The sequence below is a fragment of the Pseudomonas sp. CGJS7 genome (assembly GCF_036961695.1).
Genome location: NZ_JBAMDI010000174.1, coordinates 1 through 19,144 on the forward strand (window position 1 = coordinate 1; position 19,144 = coordinate 19,144).

The 19,144-nt window shown below is 66.8% G+C and carries 12 protein-coding genes; 6 read left to right on the forward strand and 6 right to left on the reverse strand.

Annotation, left to right across the window (positions count from 1 at the left end; genetic code table 11):
• Nucleotides 1-414 precede the first annotated feature (414 nt).
• Both V7787_RS48020 and V7787_RS48025 read right to left on the reverse strand, forming a co-directional pair.
• Entirely contained in the window at nucleotides 415-1,314 is a 900-nt protein-coding gene (locus V7787_RS48020) for an SDR family oxidoreductase (protein ID WP_336094751.1), read from the reverse strand.
• Between the two features lie 379 nt (nucleotides 1,315-1,693).
• Complete coding sequence (locus V7787_RS48025) at nucleotides 1,694-2,446, reverse strand: SDR family oxidoreductase (RefSeq protein ID WP_336094752.1); 753 nt, start codon at nucleotides 2,444-2,446, stop codon at nucleotides 1,694-1,696.
• A gap of 146 nt (nucleotides 2,447-2,592) precedes the next feature.
• Between V7787_RS48025 and V7787_RS48030 the strand changes: the two genes are divergently transcribed.
• Entirely contained in the window at nucleotides 2,593-3,507 is a 915-nt protein-coding gene (locus V7787_RS48030) for a LysR family transcriptional regulator (protein WP_336094753.1), read from the forward strand.
• A gap of 285 nt (nucleotides 3,508-3,792) precedes the next feature.
• On the opposite strand, the gene V7787_RS48035 is transcribed toward V7787_RS48030, so the two are convergent.
• Both V7787_RS48035 and V7787_RS48040 read right to left on the reverse strand, forming a co-directional pair.
• Nucleotides 3,793-5,226 (reverse strand): DUF1501 domain-containing protein, encoded by a 1,434-nt coding sequence (locus V7787_RS48035; protein WP_336094754.1) that lies wholly within the window; start codon nucleotides 5,224-5,226, stop codon nucleotides 3,793-3,795.
• A gap of 14 nt (nucleotides 5,227-5,240) precedes the next feature.
• Nucleotides 5,241-7,010 carry a DUF1800 domain-containing protein gene (locus tag V7787_RS48040; RefSeq protein ID WP_336094755.1) on the reverse strand — a complete coding sequence of 590 codons (1,770 nt, stop codon included), beginning with the start codon at nucleotides 7,008-7,010 and terminating at the stop codon, nucleotides 5,241-5,243.
• Between the two features lie 489 nt (nucleotides 7,011-7,499).
• Between V7787_RS48040 and V7787_RS48045 the strand changes: the two genes are divergently transcribed.
• Both V7787_RS48045 and V7787_RS48050 read left to right on the forward strand, forming a co-directional pair.
• Nucleotides 7,500-10,262 (forward strand): TonB-dependent receptor plug domain-containing protein, encoded by a 2,763-nt coding sequence (locus V7787_RS48045; protein ID WP_336094756.1) that lies wholly within the window; start codon nucleotides 7,500-7,502, stop codon nucleotides 10,260-10,262.
• Between the two features lie 347 nt (nucleotides 10,263-10,609).
• On the forward strand, nucleotides 10,610-12,142 hold the full coding sequence (locus tag V7787_RS48050) for a PPC domain-containing protein (protein WP_336094757.1): 1,533 nt from the start codon (nucleotides 10,610-10,612) through the stop codon (nucleotides 12,140-12,142).
• Between the two features lie 78 nt (nucleotides 12,143-12,220).
• Here the strand turns inward: V7787_RS48050 and V7787_RS48055 are convergent, their stop codons facing one another.
• Complete coding sequence (locus tag V7787_RS48055; protein ID WP_336094758.1) at nucleotides 12,221-12,628, reverse strand: hypothetical protein; 408 nt, start codon at nucleotides 12,626-12,628, stop codon at nucleotides 12,221-12,223.
• Nucleotides 12,629-12,962: 334 nt separating this feature from the next.
• Between V7787_RS48055 and V7787_RS48060 the strand changes: the two genes are divergently transcribed.
• The 3 genes from V7787_RS48060 (at nucleotide 12,963) to V7787_RS48070 (ending at nucleotide 16,393) form a co-directional block, all read left to right on the forward strand.
• A complete protein-coding gene (locus V7787_RS48060; RefSeq protein WP_336094759.1) occupies nucleotides 12,963-14,480 on the forward strand; it encodes a PPC domain-containing protein in 1,518 nt (505 codons plus the stop codon).
• A gap of 141 nt (nucleotides 14,481-14,621) precedes the next feature.
• Nucleotides 14,622-15,851, forward strand: a complete 1,230-nt coding sequence (locus tag V7787_RS48065; protein WP_336094760.1) for an ATP-binding protein — start codon at nucleotides 14,622-14,624, stop codon at nucleotides 15,849-15,851.
• Entirely contained in the window at nucleotides 15,848-16,393 is a 546-nt protein-coding gene (locus V7787_RS48070; RefSeq protein ID WP_336094761.1) for a response regulator transcription factor, read from the forward strand. Before V7787_RS48065 ends, V7787_RS48070 begins: the two co-directional genes overlap by 4 nt.
• A 244-nt stretch (nucleotides 16,394-16,637) precedes the next feature.
• Here V7787_RS48070 and V7787_RS48075 read toward each other — a convergent pair.
• Nucleotides 16,638-19,144, reverse strand: a 2,507-nt coding sequence (locus tag V7787_RS48075; RefSeq protein ID WP_336094762.1) for an error-prone DNA polymerase, incomplete at its 5' end; no start/stop codon positions are given.

Below are 19,144 nucleotides of genomic sequence, written 5' to 3' on the forward strand. Positions count from 1 at the left end.
GCGCCGCTGCGGCGTCCCCATTGATACATGCCGATGCCGGTGGCGGCCAATGCGGCGATCCAGAGCAGCGGGCGTAACTGCTTGAGCGGTGCGGTCATCGGTGCGCGGCGAGGGCGGTGGTTTGCGAATCATAAGCGCAGATCAGACCCGGCCTATACGCCGGCGGGCGCGGCGATTGAGGATTGCGACCGGTCCGGTTGGCGATGCCGGTCCGCCTCGCCGAGCCGCGCGAAGAGCCTCCGCCGCGGCCGGTTGGTTGTCGGCGTACCGATGCCGAACGCGGTCCGGGGTCTTGAGCCCCGGACCGCGTAGGCCAGCAATACACGGCTGGCGCTGCTTGTGATCGCGATGGGTTGCCGCTCGGCGGTGTTCGTCGCGGCTTATCCCGCTGCGATGCCGCGGGCGATGGCGGGCTTATGCGACGCGCGGGCCGAGCAAGTCGGCCAGATCGACGCGACGCAGGAACTCGGCGCGGATCCGGTCGGCCACGGCGCTGACGGTCGCCGAACCGTCGTCGGCCGGATCGACGTGGACGCGGAACGGGCGTTTGCCGTGGGGGCGTTCGACAATCGCCACCATTGCCTCGGCGACCGTGGCCACGTCGGCGTCCTCGGGGACGGTCGCGGCGAGCTTGCGCAGTATTTCCTCGCCGAAACCCGCGGTCGGGCCGGCATCGTAATCGGCCGCGCGAACGCGGTCGGACGGCGCGCCGGCATGGGCGAAGTGGTTGGTGCCAGAGGTGAACGCGCCGGGCACCAGGATCGAGGTTTCGATGCCCCAGCGCGCGAGTTCGCCGGCGTAGCTGACCGCGAGCGAATCCATCGCCGCCTTGGCGGCGAAGTACGGCGCCAGATACGGCGGCGTGCCGCCGCGCGCGCTGCTGCTCGACACCCACAACAACAGCCCGCGCCGCTGCGCGCGCAGCTGCGGCAGCGCGGCGCGGTTGACCCGTTGCGCGCCGAGCACGTTGCTGTCGTAGAGCTGGGCGAATTGTTCCGGGGCGAAGGCTTCGGCCGGGCCGAACGCCATGTGGCCGGCGTTGTGGACCAGCACGTCGAGGCGGCCGTGCTCGGCGAGGATCTGGGCGATCGCGGCGTCGGCCGAGTCTTGCGAGGCGATGTCGAGTTCGAGCGTGCGCAGGTCGACGTTGTGTTGGGTGGCGTAATCCAGCGCGGCCTGCGCTTGCGTCGCGTTGCGGCCAGCGCGCTCGCGCATGCTGGCGTAAACGGTGTGGCCGGCGCGGGCGAGGGCGCGCGCGGCGAGCGCGCCGAAACCGCTGGATGCGCCGGTGATCAGAACGATTTGCTGGTTCATGGCAAAGCTCCGCTGGCGGGCGCCGTGCGGCGCCCGGGGGGGATGGGATGAGTGAGGGTGAGAGCGATGCCGTGAGCGGCATCGCGGCGACAAGATTGGTCTACAAGATCGAATGCGGATCTGTTTGTTCGTCGTTCCCGTGAAGGCGGGAATCCAGAGCCAACAGCCTTCAGCGCCATCCTTCCAGAACGTCATTCCCGCGAAAGCGGGAATCCAGAGACTTCAGCGCCATCTTTCCAGGACGTCATTCCCGCGAACGCGGGAATCCAGCGACTTCAAACGTCCTCGCACGAAAGGCCCTGGATTCCCGCGTTTGCGGGAATGACGGCAGGTAAGTGCGTTGTTTCTTGCTCCTTACTTCCTACTCTCGAATCCCGAGTCAGAAGATGTAACCACCATTGACCCGCAACACCTGCGAGTTAACCCAGCTGCCATCGGGCCCGGCGAGAAACGCAACCGCAGCCGCGATCTCTTCCGGCGTCCCCAACCGCTCCAAAGGCGCAAGCTGGCGGAAGTGCGCGATCTGTTCTTCGCTCTTGCCGTTGAGGAACAATTCGGTCGCCACCGGTCCCGGCGCGACCGCGTTGACGGTGATGCCGCGCCCGCGCAGTTCGTTGGCGAGCACGTGCACCAAGCCTTCCACGCCGGCCTTGGAAGCGATGTACGGGCCGTAGTTGGGGAAGGCTTTGCCGATCACGCTGGTCGACAGCGCGACGATGCGGCCGCCTTCGCGCAAGCGCTTGGCCGCTTGCCCGAGCACGATGTAGCTGCCGCGCAGATTGGTCGCGATGACGCGATCGAACTCGCCGAGGTCGCCGTCCTGCACCGGCACATACGGCATCACGCCGGCGCTGTTGACGACCACGTCCAGGCCGCCGAAGGCCTGCTCGGCCTGATCGAACGCGCGCTGCATGTCGGCGGGGTCGGCGACGTCGCCCTGCACGGCGACGGCGCGGCCGCCGTCGGCCTGGATCTGCGCGACCACGGCCTCGGCCGCGGCGGCGTTGCCGGCGTAATTGACGGCGACGGCATGGCCGTCGGCGGCCAGGCGCAGGGCGATGGCGCGGCCGATGCCGCGCGAGGCGCCGGTGACCAGGGCGGAACGGGAAGCGAGCGGCGATTGGGTGGACATGGCGGACTCTCCGGTTTCGGGCGGCGGGGCGGGGCGCCCCTGCATCGCGGTGGAGGCAGTCTGCTCGTTGACCAGTCCTGGATAAATGGCCTTGGATTGGTAATACAATTCAATAAACGCCAACAATAGGCCGCCAGGAGCCCGTCATGGACCGTTTCGAGGCCTTACGCTTGTTCACCCGCATCGTCGAACTGGGCAGCTTCACCCGCGCCGCCGCCGTGCTGGACCTGCCCAAGGCCACCGCGACCCACGCCATCAAGGAGTTGGAGGCGCGTCTGGGCGTGCGCCTGCTCGAGCGCACCACCCGGCAAGTGCGGCCGACCCTGGACGGCCGCGCGTATTACGAACGCTGCGTGCACGTGCTGGCGGAACTGGACGACGCCGACTCGGCGCTGACCGCGACGGCGCGCGATCCGCACGGGATGTTGCGTCTGGATCTGCACGGCACCCATGCCACCGGCATCATCCTGCCGCGGATCGATGAGTTTCGCGCGCGCTATCCGCGGATCGAGTTGGAAATCAGCAGCGGCGATCGCCTGGTCGATCTGGTCGGCGAAGGCATCGACTGCGTGGTGCGTTCGGGCGTGCCGCGCGATTCATCGTTGGTGGGCAAGCGTTTGGCGGTGATGCCGGAGGTGGTATGCGCCAGCCCCGACTATCTGCAGCGCTTGGGTACGCCGCGCCATCCCGACGAACTGTCGGCGCATCAGGCGGTGGGGTTTTTCGCCAGCAATCGCGATCTGCGTTATCCCTTCGAACTCACTGTCGACGGGCAATTGCGCGAGTATCGCTTGAATGCGTGGATTTCGGTCAACGATGCCGCTTGTTATGTCGCGGCGGCCTTGCGCGGTTGCGGTTTGATCCAACTGCCGCGGCATGGGGTGGAGCGTTATCTCGATGACGGGCGCTTGATCGAGGTGCTGAGCGAGTACGCCAGTCCGGGGGTGCCGGTGTCGGTGCTGTATCCGCAGCATCGGCAGTTGTCGCCGCGGGTGCGGGCGTTTGTGGATTGGGTGGCGGAGGTGTTCGTGGATAAGTTTGGGGTTATGGCGGTGGGGTGAGGGGGTAGGAGCAACAGCAACAGCAACAGCAACAGCAACAGCAACAGCAACAGCAACAGCAACAGCAACAGCAAATCCCCCCCTGCCCCCCCTTTTTCAAAGGGGGGAATCTGTCTCGGGGATTAGTAAGTGGGTGCTGTAACTCGGTCTTGGCAACTGCCTCAGCCAGCGACGCAGCCCCGACCATCGCCACCTTTAGCAAAGGGGGCAGCGACCGCGCAGCGGTCGCGGGGGATTTGAGCCGCAGAGGTCAAAGCCGCAACCGCGCGCCGGCCCTCAACCAACTCAATCCACCCACTCGCGCACATAGCGCATCACCCGATCCACCAGATCCGGCTCCTGCTCAGCCGGCGCCGCCGCGGCCCGCTGCAACCGCTGGCTCAACCCCGGTGCCGGTTTGGCCAACGTACCGAAGTCGCGCACGATCCCCAGCGGCGCATAACCGCTATACCCCGGGAACACCGGCGCCAGATTGGTATGCCCCATGCGCTTGAACAAAATCTCCGACAGCACCTGGCGATGATCGGTAGTCACCGGCACGTCGCCGAAATGCGGCGACAGGATTTCCGGATCCAACCCCGACCACGAACCATAGAAACGCCGCCCGTTGACCGCGCCGCCCAACACCAACACCGGATTGCCGTAGCCGTGGTCGGTACCGCCGTTGGCGTTGGCGCGCACGCGCCGGCCGAACTCGGACTGCACCACCACCGTCACCCGCGAGGCGTGGCCGCTGGCGTCGAGCGCGGCGTAGAACGCCGACAGGGCCTGCGACAACTCGGCGATCTTGTTCTGGTAGTAGTGATAGCCGCTGCCCGCGGTGCCCTGACCGTCGTGGGTGTCCCAACCGCCCAAGTCCAAAGTGGCGTAATGCAGACCGAGGTTGAACTGGATCGATTGCGCGATCGTCCACAACTGCTGGGCGAAGCCGCTGGTCGGCCAACCCGCGGGCGGTGCGCTGTAGGTTTGTTGCGCGATCACCTTGAGCGCGGCGTCGGCGCGTTGGCCGCCCAACTCCAACGGCGTGCTGCCGCCCCACAGACTGCCCAGGGTTTCGTTGACGCCCTTCAATCCAGCCGGCGAATCGCTGCGGGTTTTCTGCCACGACCACGCGCCGGCGTTGAGCGCGAAGTCCGACGGGCTGCCCATGGTCAGCGCCTGCACCGATCCCAGCAGCCCGGCCGGTTGCCGCGAAGCGACGCCGAGCGCGGGCACTTTCTCCACACCGCTGAGGTTGGGCTGGGTGTTCATCGCCCGCGCCAACCAGCCGCTGCCGATGCCTTGCTGCCCCGGCGTACCCAGGTCGATGTAAAGCTGCGCGTCGAAGTGGCTGCGGGTGACGCTGGTGAGCAGGCCGCAGGCGTGGACGATGCCCAGACGGCCGGCGTTCCACAGATCGCGCAGTCCGCTGGCTGAAGGATGCAGGCCGAAACCGGTGCCGCTGCCGTTGGCCAGGCTCAGCGGCAACGCCGCGTAAGTGCCGGTCGCGGCGATGGCCAGATTCGGCCGGGCCTGTTCGTAGAAACCGCGGTCGGCGCCGTCGATCGGCACCACCAGATTCAAGCCGTCCAGGCCGCCGCGCAGAAACAGATGCACGACGGTGTCGTGGCCGTTGGCGGCGGCGAAAGCGGAATTGGCGAACAGCAGGGAAGGGCCGCCCACCGCGCCGATGGCCGCGGTCGCGGCGGTGCCTTTGAGGAAATCGCGTCGAGTCGTCATGTCGGCGTCCTGGCTTAGCGGCTGAGGAATTCGGGCGACATCAGGATCAGGGACACCATGCTGCGCAGGCGCTCCTGGTTGTAATGCCGTTTGAGGTCGTTGCCGGCCCAGGCGTTGGTGTCGGTCACCACGTACGCGGCCGGGTCGCCGTTCTGCGCCATGAACGCGATCAAGGCCTGTCGGCGCTGCGCGGTGGGCAAGTAGCCCAGGATGCGCTGACACCAGAAGTCGACCAGCTTGGTCGGCGTCCACGACGGCACCTTGCTGCGCGTGGTCGCCAGGATCGGCGCCAGCGGCACGTTGTTGTCGTTGGTTTCGGTGAGCCAGTTCAACAGCTTCCAGGTCATCGCGTAGCTGCCCGAACCCGACCAGGCTTCGCGCGTGTCCGGATAGCCGTTGGGCGAGGGCCAGTCGTACGGCGCGTGGCCGGTGAAGCCCATGCGCCAGGAGAACTCATCGCTCTTGGCGTTGCCGATGGCGATGGTCCAATCGCTGTCGAGCGTGCGCATCGCCGCGGCGACCGCTTCGAACGGACGCCGCGATTTCGCGCCCCAGGTCTGCATGAACGCGCTGCTGTTGAGGATGTGGCGCAACACCTTGGCGATCTGATCCGGCGCCTGCCAGTTCTGCCGGAAGATCAGCGCCGCGCTCTTCACCAGGGCCGGATCGGGCGTGTCGCTGACGAAGCGGCGGATCAGTTTCTTGCACACGAAGCGGGCCACGCCGGGGTGGCTGGCCAGACGGTCGAGCACGTCGCGCCCGTCCTTCAACGCCGGTTGTTCGGGATAGAGCATGCGCCCGAGCAGGAACTTCGGGCCGGCGTCGTGCCAGGCCTGGCGATAGACGAAGCTGCCGTCGTTGTCGTTGGGATATTCCCAGTGCCCGTTCTTGACCGACCAGCCGGTGAAGGCCGACGCGGTTTCGTACACGTCGATGTCGGTGTAGCCGGCCGGGTAGTTGGGATCTTCCGCATCCGGCGGCACCTGGAACGGATCCATGAAGCCCAGATAGTGCTCGGCGCCCAGGGTGTGCAGCTCCAGCAACTCGCGGGCGAAGTTCTCGTTGGGGCCGGCGCGGGTGTTGGAGGCGTTGTCCAGGTAGTAGAGCATCGAGGTGCTCTTGGCCACCTGTTCGAGCATGATCCGGAAATTGCCGAACACCTGCGGCCGCAGCACGTCGCGCTGGTAGTGCACGTAGACCGGGCCGGCGTCGTAGTCGGTGGCCATGACGTTGAAGTGGTCGTGCCAGAAATTGACCATCACCTCGCGCAGCTGACGCTTGGAATGGACCGCGCGCACCAACGCCGCGCGCTGCGCTTCCCAGGCCGGACGCATGCGGATTTCGTAGGCGGGATTGGGCTTGACGTGATCGGCCCACAATTGGGTCAGCGACTTGTTCAAGGTCGAATAACCGGCGTTGGCCAGGCGCGTTTCCACCGCGCTGTCGTCGATGTTGGCCCAGTCCAGCTGCCAGTCGACGTAGTTGGCCAGACGTTGCGCGTCGGTGCTGCCGAGCGCGTTGAATTCGGCGATCGATTGCGGCGTGGCGCCGTAGCTCAGATTGCCGAGCACGCGGATCCAGAACGGCGGACGCGGCAGATCCTTGGGCAGGGCCAGCACCGGCGCAGCTTGCAGGTCAGGCGCCGCCGCCTGTTGTTTGCCGCTGGCGGCATCGAGCTTGACCCGCGCGGCCTTGGACGGTGCGGTGCGGCCGAGCGCGCCGTAGCGCTGCAACAGGTGCTGACGAAGCGCCGCCTGTTCGGAGGCGGAGAGAGAGCGGGTCATGGCGCACTCCTAATGGGCGGGCGATAGGGCGGGCAGGAGGAGCGCGAGCTTATGCGCGTGGACAAGCGGCAAAGCCTTGGCTGCGTCACAGATCGCCGCGCGCGTAAATGAACTGCGTCACTGTTCCAGACCCGATCTTCGCGCGGCCTGCACAATGCGCGTCACGGGTATCGACGCAGGCGTGCAATGGGTCACGCGCGCAGTGATTAGCCGGTGTCGCTGGATCTGTGTTGTTTGCCGTGTTTGTCTGTTCGCGATCGCGGCCGGGATTGTAATTTCCCCGTAATTCCGGGGATTAGCGCACAAGCCGTATGTGCCGCGGAACGTACACTGTTGCGACACGAAGCAAATTCCCGGTCGCCATAAGCAGATGCACGCCCTTCATTTCTGCAGGTGCTGCGCAGCAACAATTATGGCGTGGAAGCCGTGCCGTATCGTTCTGGGGATCGCATACAGCGCGCACGGCGCCCCTTCTTCCAAGGACTGTCCATGCAAGCTGTGATTCGGCCTCTCGCCCGGCTGCGACGCCGCCCGCTGTCCGTGTTTCTCGCGCTGGCGCTGCCGGCGATGAGCCTTCCCGCGCTGGCCCAATCGGGCGATGCGCCGCCCGCTTCGGACGACAAGCCCGCGACCCTGATCGATCAAGTGGTGGTCACCGGTTCGCGGATTCCGCGCGCCAGCCTGGAAGGGCCGTCGCCGGTGACGGTGATCAGCGCCGAGGAGATCGACAAACAAGGTTTCCGCAGCGCGTTCGACGCGCTCGCCGCGCTGAGCCAGAACACCGGCATGGTCCAGGGCGAGGATTTCGGCAACACCTTCACTCCGGCCGCCAACGTCATCAACCTGCGCGGCCTCGGCCCCAACCACACCTTGGTGCTGATCAACGGCCGCCGCCAGGCCGATTACCCGCTGGCCTACGAAGGCTCGGTCAACGTGGTCAATCTGGCCAATATTCCCAGCGCATTGATCGAGCGCATCGAGGTGCTCGGCGGCGGCGCCTCGGCGGTGTACGGTTCCGACGCGGTCGCCGGCGTGGTCAATTTCATTCTCAAGAAGAGATTCGACGGCACCCAGTTGAACCTGCGCGCCGGCGGCACCGAGCACGGCGGCGGACAGAACCAGCGTCTGCAATTGGTCAGCGGCCACTCCACCGACCGGTTCGATGCGGTGTACGGCCTGGAACTGGGCCGGCGCGAAGCGATCTGGGGCGACCAGCGCGACTTCATGGATTCGCTGCTCGACAACCCCGGCAGCAACACGATTCTGCCGACCCAGGTCGGCTTCCGCCGCAACGCGCGCACCAACGGTTTCATCGATCCGGGCGCGGCCTGCGACGGTTTGTCCGGCCTCTATCATGGCTCTACATTCCGCGCCAACAACCCGCGCCAGGGCTGGTACTGCGGCAGCAACGAAGCCTCGCCGGCGTTCTGGACCGTGCAGACGCAGAAGAAAAGCGCCGACGCTTACGGTCTGCTGACCTGGCACCTCAACGAAGGCACCGAGTTGTTCGCCGACGTGCAGTTGGGCGTGTCCAGTATCGAGAACAATACCCGCGCGCCGAGTTGGACTTCGGACAACAACTATTTCTTGAATCAGGCCACCGGCCTCAACGAGATCTGGTATCGCCGTATCGCGCCGGAAGAAATCGGTTCGGCCCATGCCAACAACAACCGCTTCCTGGAACGCTCATGGGCGTTCACCGTCGGCGCGCGCGGCGACTTCGGCGACAGCGACTGGAAGTACGAGCTGGCCTACAACCACGGTCGCAACGAGAACCGGACCAAGCGCCGCCAGTTCCTGTCCGGCATCAACGAGTTCTATCTCGGCCCGCGCCTGGGCACCACCGCCGCCGGCATCGGCATCTACAACCCCGATCCCTCGCGCTTGTACCAACCGCTGAGCCCGGCCGACTATCAGCGCCTGACCGGCTTCTACGAAGGCGTCAACGCGGCCTGGATCCAGAACCTGAGCTTCAGCGTCAACGGCAGCCTGTTCGATCTGCCGGCGGGCACGGTCGGCTTTGCCGGCGTGCTCGAAGCCGGCACCCAGGGCTACAGCAACCGGCCCGACCCGCGCCTGGGCGATGGCACGTTCTGGAACACCAGCGCCGGCTCGCGCGCCAGCGGCGACCGCGACCGCTACGCCATCGGCGCGGAAATCAACGTGCCGATCTTCTCCACATTGACCGCTTCGGCCGCCGCGCGTTACGACGAATTCCGCTTCGCCGGGCGCAAGTCGGGCAAGGCGACCTGGAACGCCGGCCTGGAATTCCGCCCGACCGACACCTTGCTGGTGCGCGGCACCGTCGCCACCAGTTTCCGCGCGCCGGACATGAACTACATCTTCGCCGCCGAAACCCGCGGCTATAACCCGGGCATGACCGACTACTGGCGTTGCCGCACCGCCGGTCAGCCGTACGCCAGCTGCGATTTCTCCGGCCTGGCGATCGACTACACCAGCACCGGCAACTCGGGCTTGAAGCCGGAAAACGGCAAGTCTTATGGCCTGGGCGTGGTCTGGTCGCCGTCGCAGCACTTCGATCTGTCGGTGGACTACTACAGCATCCGTCTGGACGACGAACTGACCAACCTCGACAGCAGCCGGATCCTGCGCGAAGAAGCCGACTGCCGGCTGGGCCAGACCATCGCCGGCGAAGCGCGCGACATCAACTCGCCCAACTGCCGCGAGGTGATCGGCCGGGTGATCCGCAACCCGGCCGACGCGCCGGTGCAACCCAACCAGGTGCGGCGGGTGCTGGTCAACGCCATCAACGCCGCGTCCGAGCGCAGCGACGGCGTCGATGTGAAGACCAACGTGCGCTGGAGCGCCGGCCGTTTCGGCGATTTCGCCGCGCGGTTGGCCTACACCTTGGTGATCAAGCGCGAGTACCAGCAGTTCTCCGACGATCCGAAGATCGATCGCCGCAATGATCTGGACTATTACGATTGGCGCAGCAAGGCCAACGCCGGTCTGACCTGGACGATCGGCTCGTGGACCACCAACGTGGCTGCGTTCCGCAATGGCAGCCTGCCCAACGGCGACGGCAGCGGCCGCATTGCGCCGTATACCAAGTACAACGGCAGCGTGTCGTACCGCTTCGGCGACAACTCTTCGCTGTCGCTGATCGTCAACAACCTGCGCGACTCGCGTCCGCCGGCGGACGGGTTGGGCGGTTGGCCGTTCTATCCGGTCGGCAATTACGATCCTTACGGCCGTCAGTTCTGGCTGGAATACGACGTCAAGTTCAACTGACGTACAAAGCCCCTCTCCCGCTTGCGGGAGAGGGGTTGGGGTGAGGGCCGCCACAGCTCGCCCTCATCCGCCCTCCGGGCACCTTCTCCCGCAAGCGGGAGAAGGGAAGAGCAACACCGCTTGCGTCTTGAGCCCCTCTCCCGCTTGCGGGAGAGGGGTTGGGGTGAGGGCTGCCAAGGCTTGCCCTCATCGGCCCTCCGGGCACCTTCTCAGCCATGCACATCCCTCGGGCGCCGCAAGCGGCAGAAGGGAACAGCCCGACACCCGAATCGTCCATACTTCGCACCGGCTCAGATGAGCCGGCGCGCGCGCCGACGCGCGCGCGTTTCTCTACCCAAGGAGCAAGTATGCGAATGGAAATTCGTGGTGCGCGCCGCTGGATGGCCGGATGGGCCGTGGCGCTGGCACTGGTCAACGGCAGCGCGACAGCGGCCGCATTAACCGCCCCCTACGTCCTGCAGGGGCTGCAACCGGGCGGCGAGTCGATCCGTTACGCCGCCGGCGCCGACGGCGGCCTGATGGCCTTGGCCGGCCGCCCCGATCTGCAGACCGGTACGGTCAGCCGCTTCGACCGCAACGGCCAACTGTTGTTCTCGCATTCGATGGCGGCCGATTGGAACGACATCGCCAGCGACCGCCTCGGCAACTACGTCACCGCCAACGTCACCAGCCAAGGCGTATTCGCCGCCGTCTTCAACCGCAACGGTACGGCGATCGTCCCGCGCTTCCAGGTCAGCGCCCGCGCCCAGACCCAGACTTTGCAGGTGGCGATGAACGAAAGCGGGATGTTCGTGGTGGTCTACAACACCTCGGCCGTCCAGCCCAGCGCGCCGACCATCCACTCGACCTATGCGCGGGTGTTCAACCGCGACGGCAGCGCCCGTACCAGCGAGTTCCTGATCGCCACCGGCAATCCCGAAACCCACGTGCATTCGTGGGCGTTGGCGATCGACGGCGCCGGCACCTTCACCGTCAGCCTGTTGCGAGTGCCCCCGGGCCGCGGCGAACAGCGGATCGTGCGTTACAACCGCGACGGCGTATACCAAGGCGGAATCGACGATCCGACCGGGCGCGCGATCAATGGCGAGATGGTCGGCGAGAGCGCCAATCTGGCGGCCAACTCCGCCGGCCAGCACGTGTTCGGCTGGGGCGGGATCATCGTAAGCACCCGCATCAGTTCGGCCCGGATGCAGCGCTTCGATGCGACCGGCGGCTGGCTCGGGTCGCAGGTCCTGTTGGGTCGCGACCCGGACGGTTCCAGGGCGCTGGCCCATAGCGAAGCCAAGGTGGCGATCGCCGGCGACGGGCGCACGCTCGCGGTGTGGTCGCGGCGTTCCTCGTACTCGGATCTGTACGCGCAATGGAATGTGTACGGACGCGAGTTCCGCGCCGACGGCACGCCGCTGGGCGATGAGTTCCGCATCGATACCGCGCCGGCCTCGGCGTTGCTGTATCCCGATACGCTCGACGTGCTGATGACCGCCGACGGCCAATACACCGTGACCTGGGCCGAAACCGACGGCGGCCAGCAGCGTCGGTTGGCGCGGCGTTATCGCATGGAAGGCGGTCCGGCGGTGCAGACGCTGAGCAGCGGCGTGCCGATCGGCGGCCTCAGCGGCGCGATCAACAGCTTCCAGTACTTCCGTTTCACCGTGCCGCCGAACACGCCCAGCTTCACCTTGACCTTGAGCGGCGCGGGCGACGCGGACATGTTCGTCAAGTACGGCGAGCCGCCGAATCTGTACAGCTACGACATCGCCACCGGCATCGCCGGCAGCAACGAGGGCGCGCTGGTGAACAACCCGCCGGCCGGCGATTTCTATGTCGGCGTGTTCGGCTACAGCGCTTACTCCGGCGTGAGCTTGCAGGCCGATTGGTGATCGCGCGGCGGTAACTCGAAGAAGAGAAAGCGGGCTTGCGCCCGCTTTCTTTTTGTCGCCGGTTTTCGGCCGCAGAACTTACCGCGGCGAGTTGATCTGCACGTCGCGGCTGAGCGTGGCCGACACGCCGATGTCGAGGTTGGTGCGGGTGACGTTGACGATATCGACCAACGGCCGCCCGCCGCGATAGCGCTGGCTGCAGTTCTGGGTATCGCAGGCCAGGATCAGGCCGGCGTCGTTGCTCCACACGTAGGTGTAGTTGCCGGCCGGCAGATTGCGCACCTGGACGTCGGCGCGGCAGCTGCTGGCGCCCTGATAAAAGCTCGAGCCGCGGCCGAGATTGCCCGCAGGCGCCGGCAGATTGTTCGGGCTGACGAAGCAGTACAGCACCGGCCGATTCGACAGGGTTTGCGCCGCGGCATCGGGCGCGTGGCCGGCCGAGCCGGCCCCGATCAAGGCCAGCGCCGCACACGGCGAGCCATTCATCGCTATCGATCCATTCGATTTCATGACGTACGTTGCTTTGTATCGTCAGACCGTCCTGGCCGAGCGAGCATAGCGCCGAGCCGTTGCGGAACGCGCGATCTGTCTGTTTCGACAGGGCAGGGACGGGAACTGACCGGGGCGGGAAGTCGGATGCGATTGGCCGTGCCGGCCGGATGGAATGGGACAAGTAAGAAAAGTACGCCGCGACGTCTTTTTCGCCCGCCCCGGGGCGATGCGCCGCAGCCGCTGATAACGCGATGGTGCACAATCCCCAGGCGTCCGCCGAGCGGGCGCCGCGCGCTAGCTTGCGCGCGCCAAACATCAAGGAGCAATCATGCGAATGGAAACAGGGAAGATGCGCTGGGCGTTCAGCGCGATGATCGCAGCGACGGCGTGGCTCAGCGGCACCGCCGCGGCCGCCGCGCTCACTGCGCCGTACGCGCTGCATGGCCTGGATTTGAATCAAGACCCGATCTATCTTGCCCGGGGCGCCGGCGATGGCCTGTTGGTGGCCGGCAGCCGTTACGACACGCAGAACACGCAGGTGCAGCGCTTCGATTCGGCCGGGCAATCGCTCGGCCCCGCGCAGTGGCTGGCGGGGCGGTGGAACGACATCGCCAGCGACGGCACAGGCAATTATGTGGTCGCCACCAGCGGCGATCAGGGCGTGTGGGCGACCTTGTTCAATCGCAACGGCGGCGTCGCGGTGCCGACCTTCCAGGTCCACACCGCGGCTCACCTGGGCGTGCACGCGGCGATGAACGAAGCCGGCGCGTTCGTGCTGGTCTATACCCGCTCGGTGCCCGATGCCAACGGCACGCCGATCTACACCACCTTGGCGCGCACCTTCAACCGCGACGGCACCTCGCGCAGCAATGCAATCCAGGTCGCGCACGGCGACAACTATGCCAACTACGGCGCCACCGGCGTATCGATCGACGCCGCCGGCAATTTCAGCGTCGTCATGATCCACGTCGGCGGCAACAAGATCCAAATACGGGTCAATCGCTACAACGGCACCGGCCTGCTTCTCAACTCGTACGACCAGGTCAACGACACCGGTTCGGCCAACGAAGCGGGCGTGGACGGCGCCAGTCTGGCCGGCAATGCCGCGGGCGAACACATGGTCGGCTGGCGGGCCTTCGATATGCCCACCGGGACCGCGTATGTGCGCGCGCAGCGGTTCGGCGCCAACGGGCAGAAGGTCGGCACGCCGATGTTGCTGGACAACGATCCGGCCGGATCGGTCGGCAATGGGCGCTACCAAGCCAAGGTCGGCGTCGCCGACGACGGCCGTTTCGTCGCGGCGTGGGCGGCGCGTACTTCCGCGCTCGACGCGAACGCGCCCTGGGGAGTGTTCGCGCGCGAGTACGCTGCGGACGGGACGCCGATGGGCGCGGTTTTTCGGGTCGATTCTGCCGCGGAGTCGATCCCGGTGAATATGTACTCGGTGGAGGTGATGATGTCGCCGTCGGGTCAGTACACGGTCGCCTGGCGTAGCGACAGACAAATGGCGCGGCGCTACAACATGGAAGGCGGCCCGCAAGTGACCGAGTTGAGCAATGGCGTCGCCGTTGGCGGCCTAAGCGGCGCGGCCAACACCTTCCGCTACTTCCGCTTCAGCCTGGCGCCGAATACGCCGAATTTCCGTCTGACCATGACCGGCGCGGGCGACGCGGACATGGTGGTGCGTTACGGCGCGCCGCCGACGCTGAGCTCCTACGACTTTTCCACCGGTGTGGACGGCAGCAACGAGGTCGCGCAGATCGGCAGCCCGCCGGCCGGCGACTTCTATGTCGGCGTGTTCGGTTACACGAGTTATTCCAACGTGAGTTTGAAAGCCGATTGGTGACGCCGCCGATCGGGTAGACCGGAAGCGGGCCGCACGGCCCGCTTCTTTTTTCGGCCGGCCCCATCGCAGCCCGCGACAGATTGCCGCGGCCGGCCCGTGCCAGGAGTGCGATAATCGGGCTTCCGTTCGCGAGGGCCGCCCGTGCTGCAACTGCTGATCTACCTGCGTTACATGGCGGTGGCCGGCCAGATGCTCACCGTGGTGTTCGTGATCCAGCGGCTGAATCTGCCGATTCCGGCCAAGCCGCTGCTGTCGATCTCGGCCGGCCTGCTGGCGTTCAACGTGCTCAGCCACTGGTGGTCGCTGTCCCATCGCGGCGATGCCGGCCCGCGCGCGCTGATCCTGCAACTGCTGGTCGACCTGCTGGCGCTGACCGCGTTGCTGTACTACTCCGGCGGCCCGGCCAATCCGTTCGTGTCGCTGTATCTGATGCCGGTGGCGATGGCGGCGATCGGCCTGGAGATCGCGCCGATGCTGGGCCTGACCGTGTTGACCGCGGGGCTCTACACCTGGCTGCTGCGCCATCACCTGCCGCTGCCGCACGTGCACGGCAGCGACTTCCAGCTGCACGTGACCGGGATGTGGGTCAATTTCCTGCTCTCGGCCGGAATCATGGTGGTGGTGCTGAGCCGCTTCATGACCATCGTGCGCGACCAGCGCCGGCGTCTGTCCGAGGCGCGCGAGCGCGCGATCCGCGATGAGTCGCTGTCGGCGTTGGGCTCGCTCGCCGCCGGCACCGCGCATGAGTTGAACACGCCGCTGGCGACGATGGGGCTGTTGGTCGACGACTGGATGTCCAGCCCACAGCCGCCGCCGCGCGAAGACATCGAACTGCTGCGTTCGCAGCTGGCGCATTGCCGCGATCACGTGCGCGCGCTGGCCGAGATGGCCCGGCGCGGCGCCGCCGGCGAAACCACCCTGGAGGACGCCGACGGCTTCGTGCATGCTTGCGTCGACCGCTGGCGCCTGCTGCGCCCCAACGCGACGGCGACGTTCAGCGCCGGCGCGCCGAACCGCAAGGTGCACGTCGACGCCAGCCTGCCGCAGGCGCTGATCAACCTGATCAACAACGCCGCCGACGCCAACGCCGCGCGCGGGGTCGACGAACCGGTGGAAGTGTCGACCCAGGCGCGCGAGGGTTGGCTGACCATCCGCATTCTCGACCGCGGCGCCGGCCCGGCCCGGATCGCCGCGCGTCCGCGCCTGGACAGCGAGGGCCAGGGCCTGGGCATCGGCCTGATGATCTCCAAGGCCAGCATCGAACGCAGCCGCGGCCGCATGAGCCTGAGCGAGCGCGAAGGCGGCGGCTGCGCGACCGAAGTGGACTTGCCGCTGGCGCCGACATCGCAAGCCGCGCAGGCCGACGCATGAATCTGCCCGCGCGGATCCTGTTGATCGACGACGACCTGGCGTTCTGCCAAGTGCTCGCGCGCATGCTCGCGCGCCGCGGGGTGGAGGTGCGGGCGCGTCACGACGCCGCCAGCGCGCTGAGCGCGCTGGACGATTTCGAGCCCGAGGGCATCGTCCTGGATCTCAAGCTCGGCGCCGACAACGGCCTGCTGATGATCCGCGACCTGCGCGAGCGCTGCCCGCGTGCGCGGATCGTGCTGGCCACCGGTTACGCCAGCATCGCCACCGCGGTCGACGCGATGCGCCGCGGCGCCTGGAACTACCTGCCCAAACCGTTCGACATCGACGCGCTGGCGCAGTCGTTCGAATCGCCGTCGCCGGAAGCGCCGCCGGAGCCGCCGGCCGAACCGCCGTCGCTGCGCCGGCAGGGGTGGGAGCATATGCAGCGGGTGCTGGCCGAATGCGGCGGCAACGTCTCGGCCGCGGCGCGCCTGCTCGGGGTGGATCGACGCACGTTGCAGCGCAAGCTGGCCAAGCGGCCGGTGCGTGAGCGGCCGGAATAGCCGGGTCATCGCCGAAGCCTTGTGGGAGCGGTGTCTGCCGAGATCGTGCCGATGCGCGACGGCGAGAGTTTCGTCGTGGTTGTTGATTCGCGGTCGCTACAGGTAGCCCAGGTCGATCCGTAGCCCCTGTAGGAGCGGCGCGAGCCGCGACCGCGTCAAATCACCGACATCGAAAATTCGACGCAGCTGCGAACTCGCAAGTCGCAGGGCTGTAAAAACCCACATCGAAGCAGGATATTGCTCGTCAATGGAAATCGCGCGACTGCGTCGCCAAGGTTCCCAACAACGCGGTCAGATCCTCCATCCGCGAGGCGATGATGTGCTGCACGCCATCGACCCGTTCCAGCTTGCCGTCGATCGCCATCAAGCGCGATTCCACCAGCACCCGGCGCTGGCGCTGGGCCAGATCGCGCCAGACCACCGCGTTGACCATGCCGTCTTCGTCCTCCAGGCTCAGAAACGTCACTCCGCTGGAGGTTCCCGGGCTCTGCCGCACCGTCACCAGACCGGCGAAGCGCACCTGGCTGCCGGACGCGGTCTTGGCCAATTGCGAGGAACGCCGGCAGCGGCGCGCATGCAGCGCGCTGCGCAGCAACGACAGCGGATGCCGGCCCAAGGTAGTGCCGAGCAAGGCGTAGTCGGCGTTGACGTCCTCGCCCGCGCTCGGCAGCGGCAACGAGACCGGCGCTTCCTCGCGCGCGATCCCGGCGAACAAGGGCAGTTGCGTATCCACCCCGGCCACCGCCCAGCGCGCGCGGTGGCGATGGCCGGCGAGCGCGCGCAGCGCGCCGGAGTCGGCCAGCAACGCGCGTACGCGCGCGTCGATCGCCGCGCGCGCGCACAAGTCTTCGACATCGCGCCACGGCGCCCGCGCCCGCGCATCGCTGATGCGATCGGCGGAGGCTTCGTCGAAACCGCTGATCAGGCGCAGGCCCATGCGGATCGCATGCGGGTGCTTGCCGCGCGCGCCCGGCGCCGATTCCAGGGTGCAGTCCCAATCGCTGTAGCGCACGTCCACCGGCAGCACGGTCACGCCGTGGCGGCGCGCGTCGTGCAGGATCTGGCCGTGGGTGTAGAACCCCATCGGCATCGAATTGATCAGGCCGCAGGCGAACGCCGCGGGGTGGTAGTACTTGAGCCAGCAACTGACGTAGGCGATCAGGGCGAAACTGGCGGCGTGCGATTCGGGGAAGCCGTAGCTGCCGAAGCCCTTGATCTGTTCGAAGATGCGGTGGGCGAAGTCTTCGCTGTAGCCGCGCTCCAGCATGCCGCCGCGCAAGCGCTCGCGATGCGGCTCCAGGCCGCCGTGGCGCTTCCACGCCGCCATCGAGCGGCGCAACTGATCGGCCTCGCCGGGCGAATAACCCGCGGCGACGATGGCGATCTGCATCACTTGTTCTTGAAACAGCGGAATGCCCAGAGTGCGCTTGAGCACTTCCTTGAGCGCCGCGGAAGGGTAGTCGACCAGGCTCGGGTCTTTGCGCCGCAGCAAGTACGGATTGACCATGTCGCCCTGAATCGGCCCTGGCCGGACGATCGCGATCTCGATCACCAGGTCGTAGAAACAGCGCGGCCGCAAACGCGGCAGCATCGACATCTGCGCCCGCGATTCGATCTGGAACACGCCGACGGTGTCGGCCTCGCAGATCATGTCGTAAACCTTCGGATCGTCTTCGTGCCTGACGATGCCCTGCATGTCCAGGCCGCGCACGCCCTGGGCCTCCAGCAGCGCCAGGGTCTTGCGCACCGCGGTCAGCATGCCCAGGGCCAGGCAATCGACCTTGAGCAAACCCATCGCGTCCAGATCGTCCTTGTCCCATTGCACCACGGTGCGATCGTCCATGGCCGCGTTCTCGACCGGGACCAGGGTGTGCAGCGGGCGTTCGGAGATCACGAAGCCGCCGGGATGCTGGGACAAATGCCGCGGGAAACCTTCGCCGACCAGGATCGAGGTCAACGCCAATACGTTGCGCAGCAGCGGCGAATCGGGATCCAGGCCGCGCTCGCGCAGCTGTTCGGTTTCTGGAACGCCGCTGCTCCAGCGATCCAGGGTGCGCGCCAGCTCGCTGATCTGATCCTGCGGCATGCCCAGCGCCGCGGCCACGTTGCGCACCGCGCTGCGGCCGCGGTAACTGATCGCCACCGCGGTCAGCGCGGCGCGTTCGCGGCCGTAGCGGGCGAACACGTATTGCAGCACTTCCTCGCGCCGCTCGTGTTCGAAATCGACGTCGATGTCGGGCGGCTCGTTGCGCTCCACCGACATGAAGCGCTCGAACAGCATACCCATGCGCGAGGGATCGATCTCGGTGATGCCCAGGGCGTAGCAGACGATGGAATTGGCCGCCGATCCGCGGCCCTGGCAGAGAATGTCCAGCGAGCGGGCGTAGCGGACGATGTCGTGGACGGTGAGGAAATACGATTCGTAGTTCAGTTGGCCGATGATCCGCAGTTCGTGCTCGATCTGCCGGCGCGAATCGTCCGGCACGCCTTGCGGCCAGCGCCTGGCCGCGCCGATCTCGATCAGCTTGGGCAGCCAGGTTTTCGCGGTTTCGCCGGCCGGCACCAGTTCGTGCGGGTATTGGTAATCGATGCCGCGCTTGAGGTCGAAGCCGATGCAGCGTTCGGCGATCCGGATCGTTTCGGCCAGCAGCTGCGGCGGATAGATCGCCTGCAAGGCCTTGCGGATGCGCAGATGGCGCTCGCCGTTGGGGAATAAAAGCGCGCCGGCCGCGGCGACGGTGGTGTGACGGT

What these genes read in the sequence shown, in the direction of transcription:
- V7787_RS48025 (WP_336094752.1), bottom strand. Translation starts at nt 2,446, where the DNA reads ATGTCCACCCAATCGCCGCTCGCTTCCCGTTCCGCCCTGGTCACCGGC.
- V7787_RS48040 (WP_336094755.1), bottom strand. Translation starts at nt 7,010, where the DNA reads ATGACCCGCTCTCTCTCCGCCTCCGAACAGGCGGCGCTTCGTCAGCAC.
- V7787_RS48055 (WP_336094758.1), bottom strand. Translation starts at nt 12,628, where the DNA reads ATGAATGGCTCGCCGTGTGCGGCGCTGGCCTTGATCGGGGCCGGCTCG.
- V7787_RS48035 (WP_336094754.1), bottom strand. Translation starts at nt 5,226, where the DNA reads ATGACGACTCGACGCGATTTCCTCAAAGGCACCGCCGCGACCGCGGCC.
- V7787_RS48070 (WP_336094761.1), top strand. Translation starts at nt 15,848, where the DNA reads ATGAATCTGCCCGCGCGGATCCTGTTGATCGACGACGACCTGGCGTTC.
- V7787_RS48060 (WP_336094759.1), top strand. Translation starts at nt 12,963, where the DNA reads ATGCGAATGGAAACAGGGAAGATGCGCTGGGCGTTCAGCGCGATGATC.
- V7787_RS48030 (WP_336094753.1), top strand. Translation starts at nt 2,593, where the DNA reads ATGGACCGTTTCGAGGCCTTACGCTTGTTCACCCGCATCGTCGAACTG.
- V7787_RS48050 (WP_336094757.1), top strand. Translation starts at nt 10,610, where the DNA reads ATGCGAATGGAAATTCGTGGTGCGCGCCGCTGGATGGCCGGATGGGCC.
- V7787_RS48020 (WP_336094751.1), bottom strand. Translation starts at nt 1,314, where the DNA reads ATGAACCAGCAAATCGTTCTGATCACCGGCGCATCCAGCGGTTTCGGC.
- V7787_RS48045 (WP_336094756.1), top strand. Translation starts at nt 7,500, where the DNA reads ATGCAAGCTGTGATTCGGCCTCTCGCCCGGCTGCGACGCCGCCCGCTG.